Origin of the sequence: Acidaminobacterium chupaoyuni (genome assembly GCF_047936785.1) — a bacterium.
GTDB classification, from domain to species: domain Bacteria; phylum Bacillota; class Clostridia; order Oscillospirales; family Butyricicoccaceae; genus Acidaminobacterium; species Acidaminobacterium chupaoyuni.
The window spans coordinates 1,188,858-1,204,706 of the sequence record NZ_CP176394.1; the positions used below are offsets into that span (position 1 = coordinate 1,188,858).

Genomic DNA, 15,849 nt, shown 5'->3' on the forward strand with positions numbered 1-15,849 from the left:
CCAACAAGTAAATAGGGCGTAGCAAATACATATTCGATAGGAGTGCTTGTAATGAAGGTCACCTTTACAGAAAGAAAAGTTTCCGTTTCTGATGAATTGAAACAGTATGCTCAAAAGAAATGTGAAAAGTTGGATCGCTTTTTTGATAGAGACAGCGCCGCAAAAATAACTTTTTCTACTGAGAGAGGCAGGCATATCGCCGAGATCACTGTGCAGCACGCCGGAATGCTTTTCAGAGCATCGGAACAGACCCATGATATGTATGCTTCGGTGGATGGCGCGGTGGAAAGCATCGAGCGCCAGATCCAGAAGAACAAGACAAGATTGGAAAAGAAACTGAGACAGGGTGCTTTTGAAAAGGCAGATGCACAGGCGAAGAGCCAGGAAGACCTTTCCGAAGATCTTTTTGATGTGATCCGCACCAAAGAATTCGAAGTAAAGCCCATGATGGTGGAAGAAGCCATTTTGCAGATGAATCTGCTGGATCACCATTTCTTCTTCTTCAGAAACCATGAAGAGAACGACCGCTACAGCGTGGTTTATAAACGCAATAACGGCGGCTATGGTTTGATCATCAGCAAATAGACAATTTAACAATCAGCGCGGAGAAAGTTTTCTTTCTCCGCGCTTTTTCGTTTTGAAAATTTTCACCTCAAGGTGCGTCAAAATAACGGTGATGACAGAAAAGCCCCCGAAGCAGCGTTCAAGCTGCTTCGGGGGCTTTAGTGCGCGGTTCTCTTCAAACGGTTTGATGAAACCGCCGAATCTTGACTTGCGAATTATTTTTTCAGCAAAAACTTGCCAAGCAGCAACGGCGTCTGGAGACCGTCGCGCAGCGCGAAGCGGCCATCCATCAGCACATGATAAACACCCTGCGGCTTTTGGAAAGGATCTTCATAGGTGGCGCGGTCGGTGATTTCATCGGCGCGGAACAAAGTGAGATCGGCCACAAGGCCTTCGCGCAAAACGCCGCGATCCGTCAGGCCCATAATCGATGCAGAGAGCCCTGTAATGCGATGTACGGCGATTTCAAGGCTGCAGAGACCCTTTTCACGGCATAAGCGTAAAAACCGCGGGAAAGTGCCGAAATTGCGCGGATGGGGTTTGCCTTTGTTTTCATCGGGTGAAAGCGGCAGGCAGCTGCCATCGCTGCCGATGGCAAAATCATTTTGCGAAAGCATCAGATCCACATCGCTTTCGCACATGGCAAACGAAATGCAGGTGGCGCCGGCGTTGGTTTCCACCGCCACGCGGGCGGCGGCTTCGGCCATCGAGCAGCCAAGCGCCCGGCTTAACTGCCAGATGTTTTTGCCATCGGCCGGGGGATAAGCGCCGTTGGTGGTCACCACATAAAGCGCCTCGCCGTCTTCTTTGGCGGCAAAGGTTTTTTCAAGTTCTTCCATCAGCTTTCCGCGGCGGGCGGGGTCTTTCAGCATGGCGACAGCCACCTCTTTGCCGCCTTGGATCGACCATTTCGGGAAAGAATTGGTGATGCCCGAGGAAGCGGCAAGATAGGGGTAGACATCGGCGGTCACGGCAATGCCTTTTTTCTGGGCATCATGCACGATATCGATATATTCCTGTGCATGGCCCCACGCGGCTTTGCCGCTGGCCTTAAAATGAGAAACATGCACATGGGCGCCGGAGGAACGATAAATTTCGAACATTTCATCCAGCGACTGCGGCGTTCCCAGCCCCTGATTACGCATATGCGAGGTGACGATGCCATCATGGCGGGCCACGATTTCGCCCAGCGAGCAAAGTTCTTCGCGATCGGAAGAAACGCCGGGGGTATAGCCAAGGCCGAGAGAAAGGCCCCATGCCCCCGCTTCCAGATCGCGGGCCAGAAGGCGGCGCATTTCGCTGAGTTCTTCAGGGGTGGCTTTTCTGTTTTCATAACCCATCACGCCGCAGCGAAGCGCGCCGTGGCCGATCAAAGAAATTTGGTTCGTGGCCATTTGCTTCCGGTTTTCTTCAAATTTCTTCAGAAAATCAGCATAGGAAACGGAAGCATAAGCGGCGGTTTCGCGGCCTGCAAACTGCTGAAGGCGGTCTAAATGCGCATCGGGGCAGGGATAAATGGTAGAACCGCACTGGCCGGAAACCTCGGTGGTGACACCCTGATAAATGCGCGATTCACAGCGATCATGCAGCAAAAGCGCCGCGTCGGAATGGGAGTGGATATCGATGAAGCCGGGGGCCGTTACAAGCCCTGCGGCATCCAGAACCTCGCGCGCTGTTTCCGCGGGGATCTTGGGCGCGATCGCCGCAATTTTTCCGTTGGCAATGGCCAGGTCGGCGCGATAGGCAGGGCTGCCTGTGCCATCCACGATCATACTGTTTTGAATCAGCAAATCATACACTGTGATACCCTCCTGTTTCATCCATCAAAAATAAAATAACCGTTCTGCCGTATCTATAAAACCATACTTATCATTTTATACTATCATCTTATCATATATTTTTGAAATCATGAGAAAATAAAAATGCGATAATCAACAAACTTTCCGGCTGATTTTAGAACAGTTTACACAAAATGACTTTAAAAAACAGAAGGTGAAAAAACGGCTTGCCCTCTTGAAGAAGGCAAGCCGTTTTGATCGAACATTATGCAATGGGAACGCCTGTCAGAATGGAATCGGAAGGCGCGGCGGTCAAATTCGCTCCGGGCTGGCGGCTGATGACAGCGCAGCCGGTGTTCTGGGCCTGTGCCGCGGTCTTCAAGGCCTGTAAAACGGAATCGGAAGGCGCATCCGCGATCAAAGCATCACAGCTTTTTGCCAAAGCGGCAACATCCTGAGCGGAAGCTTCGTCTTTCAGCGAAGAGGCGGCGCTTTCGGTGAGCGCCACAGAAATTGAGAAAGAATCACCGGCCGCTGTTTTTGCGGCCGCGGCCAGAGAAGAAACCGCCGCGAACCGATCGGCATCGCGATCGGTGACGATCAGACTGGTTTTTCCCAAAGAAGGATATTGCAGCGCTTCAAGAACCGCGCCGTCAAAGCCCGCCGTTTTGCAATCGGCGATCAGCTGGGCCAGATAATCGCGAGTGGTGGCCGAAGAGGGCGCCAGCCATGCAATGTTGCGGCGATCCAGCCATACGGCGCCGCTGGCGGTGCGCAGCGCAGCATCGCGCAGCGCGCGGGGGGCGATATCATCGCGGCATACATCGATCACGGCGATGGGGGAAAGATCTGCCGCTTTCAGCGCGGAAAGCGCTTCGGCAGCGCCGTTGACGGGCGCCGCGGCAGAGACCTGCCCCGCATATTCGCTAGTGGTGGGGATCAGCACCTTGCCGTTTTGGGTTTTGATGGCAAGCGTCACCGTGTTGCAGCCCAAGGCTTTTGCTTTGGCGATCAGCGCCGAACGAACATTTTCCTGAACGATCTGAGAAAGGTCGGCTTCCATCGCTTTCATCGCAACAGGCTGGGCGGCGGGTTTTTCGGGAGGCGTCACGGCGGGCGTTTCTGTTTTATCCGGTTTGGTCGAAGCATCGTCCGCGGGTTTTGTTGCGGGCTTCTGCGTTTGCGCCGGCTCTTCGCGGTTCAAAAACGGAAAGTCAAAATGGAACCCGTTGGAGGTATAGACCACATAGCGCTGCAGGAAAAAGAAGCCGCAGACCAGCAGCACGAGAGCGATCAGAATGAAAATCAAAATTTTAGGGAAAGAAGATTTTTTTCTGCCGCGGTAGACATTGTGTGTAGAGAAAGATCTCTTTCTGAACATGGTGGAATCACCCTTTCAGTGAAAATGGTTTGTCAAGCAAAAGCAGGCTCTGCTTATTTTAAGAAAAAACATGCGGAAGCATACATCGGTGAAAAAACAAATTGACAAAGAGAAAAAAGGCAGCGCATACTACGCTGCCTTTCATACTATAGGATATCGGACTTTTTTTCAACCTTTTCGGGAAAAAAGTTTGATTAAAGGTCGGTATGCTGTGTTTTTGCGGTGGTTTGGCTGGCGCGGCTGATCAGTTTTCTGGGGCAGACATCGATGCATTCGCCGCAGTTGACGCATTTGCTGTAATCGATGGAAGCCAGATTGTTTTCCACATGGATGGCGTCATGCTTGCAGGTTTTCTGGCAAAGCATGCATCCGATGCAGCCGATCTCGCAGGCCTGGCGAACCACGGGGCCGCGGTCATGGCTGGAGCAATTGACGAAAACATCCTGTGTGTCGGCCACAAGGTCGATCAGTTTGCGGGGGCAGGCGGAAATACATTTGCCGCATGCCTTGCAGGCGTCGGCATCCACAACGGCAACATCGTTGACCACATGGATGGCGTCATAGGGGCAGACCTTTTCGCAGGTGCCGAAACCCAGACAGCCATATTGGCATTCCAGCGGGCCGCCGGCAACCTTAGAAGCCGCCAGACAATCGCTGATGCCTTCATACTGATATTTACGCTTGGCGTTCAGGCCGCCGCGGCAGTTCACATGAGCCACCTTGCGAACCTGCTCACCCGCATCCACACCCATGATCTCGGCGATTTTGGTGCCTACGGCAGCGCCGCCCACAGAGCAAAGGGTAACGGGGGCCTGACCGGCCACCACGGCCGATGCATAGTTGCTGCAGCCCGCATAGCCACAGCCGCCGCAGTTGGCGCCGGGAAGAGCTTCTGTCACTTTAGGCAGGCGCTCATCCTGTTCCACATGGAAGATCTTCGAACTGATGGCCAGCAGAATGCCAAAGAAAAGCCCCAGCGCCGATAAAGTGACAACAGGCGCGATAATTGATAATGTAAGCAAAGTCTTCACCTCAAGTTAAAAGATTTTCAAGCCTTGGAAGCCCATGAAGGCCATGGCAAGAAGCGCGGCGCTGATCAGCGCGAAGGGGAACCCTTCAAAAGAGGGCGGGCATTCGGAAAATTCCAAGCGCTCGCGCACAGAGGCAAACAGAACAATGGCCAAGGTGAAGCCGACAGCGGCCGAAAGACCATAGACCACGGAACCGATGAAGTTCAGATTCTTTTGCACATTCAGCAGGGTAACGCCCAAAACAGCGCAGTTTGTGGTGATCAAAGGCAGATAAATGCCCAGCGCCTGATAAAGAGAGGGCATCAGTTTCATCAATGCCATTTCAACAAACTGGACCAGACCGGCGATGATGAGGATGAAAGCCACCGTCTGCATATAGCCCAGCTCGAAACGCATGAGGATATAATGGTTCACAAGATAGGTGGCGGCGGAAGCCAGCGTCATAACAAACATAACGGCAAGCCCCATGCCAACGGCGGTTTCGGTTTTTTTCGAAACCCCCAAGAACGGGCAGCAACCCATGAATTTAACTAAAACGAAGTTTTCCATCAGAATCGCGCCCAGCGAAAGGGAAAATAATTCGGCAATGCTCATGGTTTATGCTCCTTTCTTTTTCAGGATCTTCTGGAATGCGGCGATCACGAAGCCGAGGGTCAAAAATCCGCCGGCGGGCAAAATCATCACCATGATGGGCTGGAAGCCTGCGCCGAAAAGCGAATGGCCAAGCAGAGAGCCGCTGCCCAGAATCTCACGAATGGTGGAAAGGATGCACAGCGCAAAGGTGAAGCCGAGCCCCATGGAAAGACCGTCGATCATCGAAGGCAGAACGGGGTTTTTCGAAGCAAAGGCTTCTGCGCGGGCCAGAATGATGCAGTTTACCACGATCAGGGGGATAAACAGGCCCAGCGAATTGGAAAGATCGGGCAGATAGGCCTGCATCAATAAATCGATGGCGGTAACGAAGCCGGCGATCAGGGTGATGTAAGCGGCGATACGCACTTTGGAAGGGATCCATTTGCGCAGCAGAGAGATCGCGGCGTTGGAACAGATGAGAACGGCGGTGGCCGCAAGGCCCATGCCGATGCCGTTTTTCAAAGAAGTGGTAACAGCCAAAGTGGGGCACATGCCGATCAGCTGAACAAGAACAGGGTTATTGGTGATAACGCCTTCAAAAAGTTGTTTTCCGAAATTTTTCATAACCGCTCCTCCTTATTTCTGCGCCATGGCGTAATCAATGGCTGCCTGCACACCCTTGGTAACGCCTCTGGAGGTGATGGTCGCGCCGGAAAGCGCCACAATATCGCCTTTGTTGCCGGTGGCGGTTTTCACGACATTCAGTGTTCCGCCCAGGCCCTGATATTGTTTCAGCCATTTGGCGTTATCGGCGTTTGCGCCCAGGCCCGGCGTTTCGGAATGGGAGATCACTTTCACGCCCAGAACGGAACCATCGGCATCCACACCGACGATCAGTGTAACAGCCCCGGCAAAACCGTTGGGTTCCACCTGCAGGCAGTAACCGGCGTCGCTTCCGTCGCGCACGATCTTGTGGATATCGGTGATGATCTTATCTTCGCCGCTGAAATCAACGGGTTCGAATTTTGCGCCCTTGCCGGCCACCTGCGACATGGCAAGGTTGATTTTTTCCTGTTTCATGGCTTTGATCTTATCGCGGGTGATGTTATCCACAAAACCCAAAGCCAAAGCGACCACGGCACAAATGATAAAAAGTGTACCGCCAAGCTGAAGCAATTCTTTTTTCAAATTATTGTTTTTCATTTAGCGGCATCCTCCTTTTTGGGCTGGCGCTGGGGTTTAACAAAACCGTATTTGCGGGGTCTTGTCAGTTTGTCGATCAAAAATACCGTGGAGTTCATCACAAGGATGGAATAGGAAACGCCTTCGGGCAGGGTGCCGAAATAACGGATGAAAACGGTCAGAAGGCCGCAGCCCACGCCGAAGATCACCTGGCCGCGTTTTGTGACGGGGCTGGTGGAATAATCCGTTGCCATGAAGAACGCGCCCAGCATCAGGCCGCCCGAGCAAAGCTGCGCCAGCATAAAGGAAACGGGGTTGTTGCCCTGGGGGAAGATGAAGGTGAGCAGCGCCACGGTTCCCAGATAAGCCAGAGGGGTATGCAGGGAAATGACTCTGCGGGAAAGCAGATAAATGCCGCCGGCCAAAAGCGCCAGCGCCGAAATTTCGCCGATGCAGCCGCTGACCATGCCCAAAGCCATATCGGTGATGGTCGCGTTGGGCATCGCGCCGGTTTTCAAAGCGGCCAGCGGTGTGGCTGTGGAAACCACATCGGGCGTGGCGAACAAAGGCATGGAAGTGCGGATGGCGGGCCATGTGGTCATGATCACAGGGAAAGACATCAAAAACGCACGGGCAGAAAGCGCCGGGTTCATGAAGTTTTTGCCGATGCCGCCAAACAACTGCTTGACGATGATAATGGCAAAGGCATCGCCGATGAGAACCATCCACATGGGGGAAGAAACGGGCAGGCAATAAGCCAGAAGAATGCCGGTCACCACGGCGGAAAGATCATCCACGGTGATGGGCTTTTTCATCAGTTTCTGGAACAGCCATTCAAACCCCACACATCCGGCCGCCGAAACGGCTGTCACCGTTAAAGCGCGGGGGCCGAAAACATAAATGGCGATGGCCAGCGCCGGCATCAGAGAGATGATCACATCCAGCATGATCTGACGGGTGCTGTCTTCATGGCGGATATGGGGCGAAGAAGAAACCACAACATTATTTAAATCAGTCATAAATACCTCACTTTCTGCGCGCGTCGAGAATACGCTGCTTGGCGACGCGGATGCCCTGAACCAGGGGCAGTTTGCCCGGGCAGACATAGGTGCAGGCGCCGCATTCGATGCAATCGAGAGCATCATATTTTGCGCAGGCATCGAAATTGCCCTTGTTGCTGTATAAATAAAGATAAGTGGGCATCAGATGCATGGGGCAGGCCGAAACGCAGCGGCCGCAGCGGATGCAGGAAGGGTTTTTGGCAAGTTTGCATTCATCGCCGCAGAAAGCCAGCAGCGCGTTGGTGGCCTTGATGACCGGCGCGGAAAGATCGAACTGGGGGTTGCCCATCATGGGGCCGCCCATCAAAAGCTTGTTGGGCGCTTCGGTGAAACCGCCCGCGGCGGCAAACACATCGCCGATGGGGGTGCCCACGCGCACTTCAAGGTTTTTGGGGGTGGCAACGGCCGAACCCGAAACCGTGACGATGCGGCGGATATCGTTCATGCCGGTTTTGAATTTGCGGCAGATGGTGGCGGCGGTATCCACATTGAATACGGCGCAGCCGGCGTCTGCGGGCAATTTGCCCGAAGGCACTTCACGGCCTGTCAGGGCATAGATGATCTGTTTTTCGGCGCCCTGCGGGTAGCGGGTCTTCAGCGGGCAAAGCTTGATGCTGTTGTTCTGGGGAAGCAGCTTGCGCAGCGCGTCGTAAGTATCCGCTTTATTTTCTTCAATGCCCAAAAGAACATTTTCAACGCCCAGGGTTTTGATGAGGATCTGAGCGCCTTCGATCACTTCTTCGGGGTGTTCCAGCAGGATGCGGTGGTCGGATGTGATGTAAGGTTCACATTCCGCGCCGTTGATGATGATGGTATCCACTTTGCCGATGCCCGATTGAATTTTCACATGGGTGGGGAAAGTGGCGCCGCCATGCCCCACGATGCCGGCGGAACGGATCACTTCCAGCATTTCTTCGGGGGTCATAGAGGAATAATCAAGAGGAACAAGGGAAGGATCGGGAGTATCCAGCCCATCGTTATCGATCACGACCGATAACACTTTTGTGCCGTTGGGATGGGGATAGAGAGCGACATCGCTCACGGTTCCCGAAACGGAAGCGTGAACATTGGCGCTGACATTGCCGCCGGCTTCTGCCACCAGCTGGCCCATGAAAACAGTATCGCCTTTTGCAACGACGGGTTTGGCCGGAGCACCGATATGCATGGAAACCGGAAGAATTACCTTCGCCGGCGCCGGCATCTGCTCGATGGGCCGTTTGTTTGTTGCAGCCTTTTTATCATCGGGGTGGATTCCCCCTTGAAACGTGTAGGCCATAATTTCACCTCACAATAAGATTGACGGTTGAAGTGCGGTTCATGTGAAATACAGCCGCATGACAACATAGCCTATTATAATTCAAGAAAATGAAAATCACAACAAAAAAGAGAAAATTATTAAAAAATACGCAAAAAACTATGAATATTGATAATTTAATAACGAAATTGAAAAAATGGGAAATGTTGCGTAAACAGGGAGTTATTGAAAGAATTCTTGGCGCGACCCACTTCTAAAATTTATCAGAAGTGGTATAATAACGAAAGAAGGTTTTCGGCGTCGGCCGCTCATGCGCGGTTTTTGTTTGGTAAAATTGACGATTGCCGTTGAAAAAAGTTTGAAGAGACCGAGAAAGGATTAAAAAACATGATTTTTGAACAGATGCCTTATCAGCGCCCCGATCTTCAAAGCGTTTTGAAAGTTTATGATGAGCTGATCGAAAAATTAAAAACCAACCCCCCGGTTGAAGAGGCGGAAAAGATCATCGACCGCCATACCCAGACCTATCTGCCCGTCAATCAGATGGTTTCGCTGAGCGCTATTCGCCACAGTATCAACACCGAAGACGCTTTTTATACCGCCGAAGAAGAATTTTATGCCCAGCAGGGCCCCGTTCTGGGCGAAAAGATCGCCCAGATGTATGGGTTGCTGCTGAAGCTCGATTGCCTGCCGCAGCTGAAGAAAATTTTTCCCGAGGTGTTTTTCACCAACGCCGAAATCGAAACCAAGACCATTTCGCCGGCAGTTCTGGGCGAACTGGAAGAAGAAAATATGCTGGTGATGGAATATCAGAAATTGCAGGGCGGGGCGCAGATCCCCTTCGACGGCAAGGTTCTGAACCTTTCTCAGCTGGGCGTTTATAAAGAAAACGCCGATCGTGCGGTTCGCCGCGCGGCCTATGAAGCCGAAGGCGAGTTTTATCGGCAGCATCAGCGGGAATACGACGAGATCTATGATAAACTGGTCAAGGTCCGCACAAAGATCGCCCAAAAGCTGGGCTTTGAAAATTTTGTGGAGCTGGGATATCTGCGCATGACGCGCAACTGTTACCGCGCCCAGCAGGTCAAGGTTTTCCGCAAAGAAGTGGAAACAAACATTGTGCCCATTGTGGCTGAAATGAAGAAGCGGCAGGCCGCGCGCATCGGCGTGACCGATTTTAAACTGTATGATGACGGCGTGATCCGCAAAGGCGGAAACCCCGCCCCCAGGGGCAGTTTCGATGATACCTACCGCGCGGGCGTTGAGATGTATCGAGCCATGACGCCGCTGACCAAAGAATTCATCGATAAGATGGATTCGATGCACCTGTTTGATCTGGAACCGAAAAAAGGCAAGATGACAGGCGGCTATTGCAGCTATCTGCCCGCTTATGAAGCGCCCTTTATTTTCGCCAATTTCAACGGCACCTCGCATGATGTGGAAGTTTTCACCCATGAGGGCGGCCACGCGCTGGCGGCGTTCATGGCGTCTAAAACCGTTCGCCTTTTGGAATGCGCCATGCCCACGCTGGAAGGCTGCGAAGTCCATTCCATGTCGATGGAATTTTTATGCTGGCCCTGGCTTGAGAATTTCTATGGAAAAGAAGCCGACGCCGCCCGCGCCGCTCATCTGACAGGCGCGCTTTATTTCCTGCCCTATGGCTGCATGGTGGATGAATTCCAGCATATCGTTTATGAAAACCCCGCCCTCACCCCGGCCCAGCGCAACGAAAAGTGGCTGGAACTGGAAAAACGCTATCGCCCGTGGACGGATTTTGACGCCCTGCCGTTTTACAGTGAAGGCGCAGGCTGGCAAAGACAGATCCATATTTATACCGATCCGTTTTATTATATCGATTACTGCCTGGCGCAATCGGTGGCGCTGCAGGTCTTTGAGATCCTTCAGGAACAAGACTGGCAGGCGGCGTGGGAAATCTATCAGCGTTATACCCGCCAGGGCGGCAGCGATACTTTCCTTGGCCTGCTGGAAAAGGCGGGCTTCGTGAACCCCATGAGCCAGGGCGCTTTGCAGAAAGTGGCCGCGGCGGCGGGGAATTATTTGAAAGCCCACCAAAACGACCTTGAGGTCGCCGAATAAAGACAGCCGGATCGAAACCAACCGCAGGGCGGCCGCCATACCGCTGCCCTGCGGTTTTTTCTATAAAAAATGCCGGCAGGGCATGGTTTTAAAAAGAAAAGCGCGGTTTTTCAAACAATTGCTTCAAAAATTAGCGTTGACTACCAAGGGGCGGACATCCTATAATGGGTTTGTTCATGAAAGAAAACATGATTCTCTTTGCACTGCATTACATTCTGAAAACGGAATGCGCGATCAACAGTACAAACTGATCAGGCAACGGGCAGAAGGCCCAAAACGCCGGGCGGCTTTCGGGCTGCAGCAGACGGTATTCGATATCACCGCATCTGTGGGACAGTAAATTTGTTCTGCGGGTGTGTTTTTTATACCCAAAAACAGATCGCTGCGCTTTTTATGCAGAAAGCAGCGGCATGGAGCATTGGTTGGGAGGAAAATAAAATGAATCAAAAAGAAAAAGAATCGTTGGCCATGCGTGTTTCCGGGTGGTCGATCGTTGTCAATGTGGTGCTGTCGGCATTCAAGCTGATCGCGGGCATCGTGGCGGCTTCGGGCGCCATGATCTCCGATGCCATTCATTCCGCATCGGATGTTTTCAGCACAATTATCGTTATCATCGGTGTGCGCATCGCGGGCAAAGATGCCGATAAAGAACATCCCTACGGCCACGAGCGCATGGAATGTGTGGCGGCGATTTTGCTGGCCGCTGTGCTGGCCGTCACGGGCTTTGGCATCGGCATCAGCGGGCTGAAGATCATTTTCGGCAAATCAACGGCGGCGCTGCATGCCCCCGGCAGCCTGGCTTTATGGGCGGCGGTGGTTTCCATCATCACCAAAGAGGGGATGTATTGGGTCACCCGCGGCGCGGCAAAAAAAATCAATTCGGGCGCTTTGATGGCCGATGCGTGGCATCACCGTTCCGATGCGCTTTCTTCTGTGGGCAGCTTTGTGGGCATTTTAGGCGCGCGCATGGGTTTCCCGATCCTCGATCCCGTGGCGAGCGTCGTGATCTGCGTGTTCATCGTAAAAGCTGCGGTGGATATTTTTAAAGATTCCATCGATAAAATGACAGACCGCGCATGTGAACCGCAGATGGCGGAAGAGATTAAAACACTGGCGCTCACGCAAGAAGGCGTTATAAGCGTCGATCAGCTGAAAACACGCCTGTTCGGCGACAAGATCTATGTGGAAGTGGAAATCGGCGCAGACGCCACCGATTCTTTGCAGGCGGCTCACGATATCGCCCAGCAGGTGCATGATGCCATCGAGCATCACTTCCCCATGGTGAAACATTGCATGGTGCATGTGAACCCCGCACAAATTTATTGAGTTTTTCGGCAAAATGTGTATTTGCCTGCTGATAAGGGAATCCTTTTAAGGAATTCTGATGGAAGCAGGTGATTTTTTGAAACGATGGATAGCCTTGTTTTTATGCGCCGGCTGGCTGCTGATGCTCTGCGGCTGCGCAAAAGAACAAAAGGAAACCAAGGCCGCGGAAACACCGCCCCAAAGCACGCCGCGCCAGACCCCCGCGCCGCAGACCGAAGCCCCTGCGCCGCAGACGGAAGCCCCGGCGCCCCAGCCCAAAGCGGAAATCAGCCCGCATGAAGTGGCTTCGGTGAGCACCCCCATTTCAGACCGCCACGCGGGGAGGCTTGAAAACATCCGCCTTGCCTGCGCCGCGACCAACGAATATGTCGTCGGGCCGGGCAGCGTGTTTTCTTTCAACGATGTGGTGGGCGAAAGAACGCCCCAGCGCGGTTATCAGGATGCCATCATTTTTAAGGAAAAAGAAAAAGTGAAAGAGCCCGGCGGGGGCATCTGTCAGCTCAGTTCCACCATTTATCTGGCCGCTTTGCAGGCGGGGCTGCCCGTTATCGAGCGCCACGCGCACCAGCTCCCGGTGGATTATGTGGAAGAGGGGCAGGATGCCGCGGTGGATTACGGCCATCTGGATCTGAAATTTCAGAATAACACGGCCGACCCCATCACCCTGCAGACAGCCCTGACAGAAGACGCCGTGATCGTGGTGTTGACGGCGAACCGATAAAACGCCGCAGGCATTTCCCCGGGCGGGAAGATTTGCCGCGGCGCGAAGAATTTTTGCCGCCGCCCGATGCCCGATGGCAATGTTCCGCTATTTATGGTAGAATCATCATAGGAACCAAATTTGGGAAGACTGCCGGCAAAACGGCGGTACCTTTTTATTCGGGGGAAACGATGAACGGATATTTCAGCTGCCCGCAATGCGGCGCGGTTTTAACGGAAGAACAGACTTTGTGGCGGTGCGCGGGCGGCCACTGCTTTGATAAGGCAAAAAGCGGTTATGTCAATCTGCTGGCCCAAAAAGAGAAAAATTCAAAACTGCCCGGCGACAATAAAGAAATGGTGCAGGCGCGGCGCAGGTTTTTAGAAAGCGGTTATTACGAACCGCTGGCGCGGAAGATCGCCGAAATGATCTGTGGGCGTTTGCCCTGGGGCGGGGTGGTTCTGGATGCGGGCTGCGGCGAAGGGTATTATGATGATATTTTGTTACAGACCTGCCGCGCATCCGGCAAAGAACCGCGGCTGATCGCCATGGATATTTCAAAAGCGGCGGTGGAAAAGGCGGCAAAAAAATTGCCCCATCAGCTTTGCGCGGTGGGCAGCCTTTATCATATGCCGCTGCGGGCAGCCTGCTGCGATGCCATGCTCAACCTGTTTGCGCCCCATTGCCCGGGGGAATTCTTCCGTGTGCTGAAGCCCGGCGGGCTGGCGCTGGTGGCGGCGCCCGGGCCCGAGCATCTTTGGCAGCTGAAAGAATTTTTATACAGCCGGCCTTATCGCAACGAGCCGCTTTTGCTGGAATGGGAAGGCTTTGAGCAGGAAGAGCAGGCGGTTTTGCGCTATCCGATGGAATTTCACAGCGGTGAAGCGCTGATGAGCCTGTTTCAGATGACACCTTATGCCTATAAAACGCCGCCCGAAGATATTGAGCGCCTGCGCGCGCTTGAGGGCATGACCGTGTTTGCGGAATTTGAACTGCGGCTGATGCGGCGCGCAGAATAGAAAGGATGATCGGTTTGAAAATACAGGAATCGGCCGAAGATTATTTGGAAGCGATCTTGATGCTGCGCCACAGCGGCATTACCGTGAGACCCACGGATATTGCCCAATATTTGAATTTTTCAAAACCCAGCGTCAGCCGTGCCCTCAGCTTGCTGACGGAAAACGGTTATGTGGAACCCCAGCGCGACGAAGGCGTTCTGCTCACCGAAGCGGGCGAAGCCATTGCCCAGAAAATGTATGAGCGCCACCGCTTTTTCAGCGATTGGCTGGTTTCTCTGGGGGTTTCGGAACAGGTGGCCATGCAGGATGCCTGCCGCCTGGAACACGATCTCAGCGAGCAGACCTTTCAGAAAATTCGCGAATACATAGAGAAGCATTGACAGGTTTTTGTCGATTTCGCTTGACACTTCGCGAAATTGTGATAAACTGTTATCGCTAAAAGAATCAAAAGGTGTGCAAAAAAATCTTTTTTTGCAAGAATAGGGAAGTTGGGTGAAAAACCCACGCGGGACCGCCGCTGTAAGGGCCGTTCGTTTTCAAAAGCCACCATGGTTACACATGGGAAGGCGAAAACGGGAAATAGGCCTGAGCCAGAAGACCTGCCTTTTGATAAATAGCCGCCCGAAAAAGGGTGAGGCAAAATTACGCGGCTGGCGGAAACTTGGTCGGCGTAATACCGCAAGCCCCTGTGGCATTGTGTTATTAAGCCTTTTCCGTTTGGAGAAGGCTTTTTCTTTTGCTTTGGGGCTCAAATTGACAGGAGGAGATCGAATGGAAAAAATGAGAAAACGAGCGATGTTCCTCTCTATGTTCATGGCGGCGGGCTTTGGTGTAACACAAAGCGCGGGCGCAATGCACATCATGGAGGGATATTTACCGGCGAAATACTGTATTTTTTGGGGCGTTTTGTGCCTGCCGTTTTTGGTGGCCGGCACCATGAAAATTCAAAAAACAGTATCTGAACACAGAAAAACACTGCTGCTGCTGGCCATGGCGGGCGCCTATGCCTTTGTGCTTTCCGCGCTGAAGATTCCCAGCGTTACGGGTTCTTCCAGTCATCCCACGGGCACAGGCCTCGGCGCGATTTTATTCGGGCCTTCCACGATGGCCGTTTTGGGCGTCATTGTGCTGCTGTTTCAGGCCATTTTGCTGGCACACGGCGGCCTGACGACTTTGGGCGCCAACACTTTCAGCATGGCCATTGCAGGCCCGTTTTTAACTTATGGCATTTATATGCTTTGCAAAAAATGCAAAGTGAACCGTCTGCTGAGCATTTTTCTGGCGGCGGCTCTGGGCGATTTGTTTACTTATTGCATCACCAGCTTCCAGCTGGCCCTGGCGCATCCCAGCGCGGTGGGCGGCGTATGGGCTTCGGCGGGCAAATTCCTGGGCATTTTCGCTTTGACGCAGGTGCCGCTGGCCATTGTGGAAGGCATTCTCACCGTTGTGGTCGTGATCGGCCTTGAAAGCTATGCAAAACCCGAGCTTCGTGAACTTGGCTATACAGTGGAGGGCAGATAAATGAAAAAACGCGGACCTTTTGTGATCGGGCTTTTGATCCTTTGCGTGCTGATCGCGGCGATCCCCTTGTTTTTGATCCGTGACAGCGAATTCGGCGGGGCAGACGGCGCGGCCGAAGAAGCGATTTCTGATATTGACCCTGCTTATCAGCCTTGGGCCGAAAGCATTTTGGAACCCCCGGGCGGCGAAACGGAAAGCCTGCTGTTCTGCCTGCAGGCGGGGCTGGGTTCGGCTGTGCTGGGCTTTGGCTTTGGCTATCTGGTGGCGCGCAAGAAATATAACGGCAAAACAGTGGAAGAACAATAATATGGGCGTGAGGCTCTGCGCTTTCGCAGAGCCTCATGCTGTTTCGTGAAAGGGG

The 15,849-nt window shown here is 53.1% G+C and carries 16 protein-coding genes and 2 riboswitches; of the genes, 8 read left to right on the forward strand and 8 right to left on the reverse strand.

The genetic code is table 11. The annotated features are described in order from the left end of the window. The first annotated feature begins 51 nt into the window (after positions 1 to 51). Positions 52 to 585 (forward strand): ribosome hibernation-promoting factor, HPF/YfiA family, encoded by a 534-nt coding sequence (gene hpf, locus ACJA3I_RS05615; RefSeq protein ID WP_458863783.1) that lies wholly within the window; start codon positions 52 to 54, stop codon positions 583 to 585. Between the two features lie 194 nt (positions 586 to 779). On the opposite strand, the gene ACJA3I_RS05620 is transcribed toward hpf, so the two are convergent. The 8 genes from ACJA3I_RS05620 to rsxC all read right to left on the reverse strand — a co-directional run bounded on the left by ACJA3I_RS05620 (position 780) and on the right by rsxC (position 8,846). After that, on the reverse strand, positions 780 to 2,363 hold the full coding sequence (locus ACJA3I_RS05620) for an N-acyl-D-amino-acid deacylase family protein (RefSeq protein WP_458863784.1): 1,584 nt from the start codon (positions 2,361 to 2,363) through the stop codon (positions 780 to 782). Between the two features lie 244 nt (positions 2,364 to 2,607). After that, complete coding sequence (locus ACJA3I_RS05625; protein ID WP_458863785.1) at positions 2,608 to 3,723, reverse strand: putative glycoside hydrolase; 1,116 nt, start codon at positions 3,721 to 3,723, stop codon at positions 2,608 to 2,610. Between the two features lie 194 nt (positions 3,724 to 3,917). Continuing rightward, positions 3,918 to 4,745: an RnfABCDGE type electron transport complex subunit B gene (locus ACJA3I_RS05630; protein WP_458863786.1), complete on the reverse strand. Its 828-nt coding sequence runs from the start codon at positions 4,743 to 4,745 to the stop codon at positions 3,918 to 3,920. 15 nt (positions 4,746 to 4,760) lie between these two features. Further along, the gene (gene rsxA, locus ACJA3I_RS05635; protein ID WP_458863787.1) at positions 4,761 to 5,348 is read right to left on the reverse strand and encodes an electron transport complex subunit RsxA; all 588 of its coding nucleotides are present in this window, start codon (positions 5,346 to 5,348) and stop codon (positions 4,761 to 4,763) included. A 3-nt stretch (positions 5,349 to 5,351) separates the two neighbouring features. Continuing rightward, positions 5,352 to 5,951 (reverse strand): electron transport complex subunit RsxE, encoded by a 600-nt coding sequence (rsxE, locus tag ACJA3I_RS05640; RefSeq protein ID WP_458863788.1) that lies wholly within the window; start codon positions 5,949 to 5,951, stop codon positions 5,352 to 5,354. A 12-nt stretch (positions 5,952 to 5,963) separates the two neighbouring features. Beyond that, positions 5,964 to 6,530 carry an RnfABCDGE type electron transport complex subunit G gene (locus ACJA3I_RS05645; protein ID WP_458863789.1) on the reverse strand — a complete coding sequence of 189 codons (567 nt, stop codon included), beginning with the start codon at positions 6,528 to 6,530 and terminating at the stop codon, positions 5,964 to 5,966. Then, entirely contained in the window at positions 6,527 to 7,528 is a 1,002-nt protein-coding gene (locus ACJA3I_RS05650; RefSeq protein WP_458863790.1) for an RnfABCDGE type electron transport complex subunit D, read from the reverse strand. Before ACJA3I_RS05650 ends, ACJA3I_RS05645 begins: the two co-directional genes overlap by 4 nt. Before the next feature lie 7 nt (positions 7,529 to 7,535). Then, a complete protein-coding gene (rsxC, locus tag ACJA3I_RS05655) occupies positions 7,536 to 8,846 on the reverse strand; it encodes an electron transport complex subunit RsxC (protein WP_458863791.1) in 1,311 nt (436 codons plus the stop codon). Positions 8,847 to 9,212: 366 nt separating this feature from the next. Here rsxC and ACJA3I_RS05660 point away from each other — a divergent pair, with 366 nt between their 5' ends. The 7 genes from ACJA3I_RS05660 to ACJA3I_RS05690 all read left to right on the forward strand — a co-directional run bounded on the left by ACJA3I_RS05660 (position 9,213) and on the right by ACJA3I_RS05690 (position 15,794). Then, positions 9,213 to 10,922 (forward strand): M3 family oligoendopeptidase, encoded by a 1,710-nt coding sequence (locus ACJA3I_RS05660; RefSeq protein WP_458863792.1) that lies wholly within the window; start codon positions 9,213 to 9,215, stop codon positions 10,920 to 10,922. A gap of 237 nt (positions 10,923 to 11,159) precedes the next feature. Beyond that, a riboswitch (NiCo riboswitch) is annotated at positions 11,160 to 11,261 on the forward strand. A gap of 99 nt (positions 11,262 to 11,360) precedes the next feature. Next, a complete protein-coding gene (locus tag ACJA3I_RS05665) occupies positions 11,361 to 12,248 on the forward strand; it encodes a cation diffusion facilitator family transporter (protein ID WP_458863793.1) in 888 nt (295 codons plus the stop codon). Positions 12,249 to 12,324: 76 nt separating this feature from the next. Next, the gene (locus ACJA3I_RS05670) at positions 12,325 to 12,969 is read left to right on the forward strand and encodes a VanW family protein (RefSeq protein ID WP_458863794.1); all 645 of its coding nucleotides are present in this window, start codon (positions 12,325 to 12,327) and stop codon (positions 12,967 to 12,969) included. A gap of 170 nt (positions 12,970 to 13,139) precedes the next feature. After that, positions 13,140 to 13,967: a putative RNA methyltransferase gene (locus ACJA3I_RS05675; RefSeq protein ID WP_458863795.1), complete on the forward strand. Its 828-nt coding sequence runs from the start codon at positions 13,140 to 13,142 to the stop codon at positions 13,965 to 13,967. A 14-nt stretch (positions 13,968 to 13,981) separates the two neighbouring features. After that, a complete protein-coding gene (locus ACJA3I_RS05680; RefSeq protein ID WP_458863796.1) occupies positions 13,982 to 14,347 on the forward strand; it encodes a metal-dependent transcriptional regulator in 366 nt (121 codons plus the stop codon). Positions 14,348 to 14,399: 52 nt separating this feature from the next. Continuing rightward, positions 14,400 to 14,588, forward strand: a riboswitch (cobalamin riboswitch). Positions 14,589 to 14,738: 150 nt separating this feature from the next. After that, the gene (locus ACJA3I_RS05685) at positions 14,739 to 15,488 is read left to right on the forward strand and encodes an energy-coupling factor ABC transporter permease (protein ID WP_458863797.1); all 750 of its coding nucleotides are present in this window, start codon (positions 14,739 to 14,741) and stop codon (positions 15,486 to 15,488) included. After that, complete coding sequence (locus ACJA3I_RS05690) at positions 15,489 to 15,794, forward strand: energy-coupling factor ABC transporter substrate-binding protein (RefSeq protein ID WP_458863798.1); 306 nt, start codon at positions 15,489 to 15,491, stop codon at positions 15,792 to 15,794. It begins immediately after the preceding gene. Positions 15,795 to 15,849: the final 55 nt, after the last annotated feature.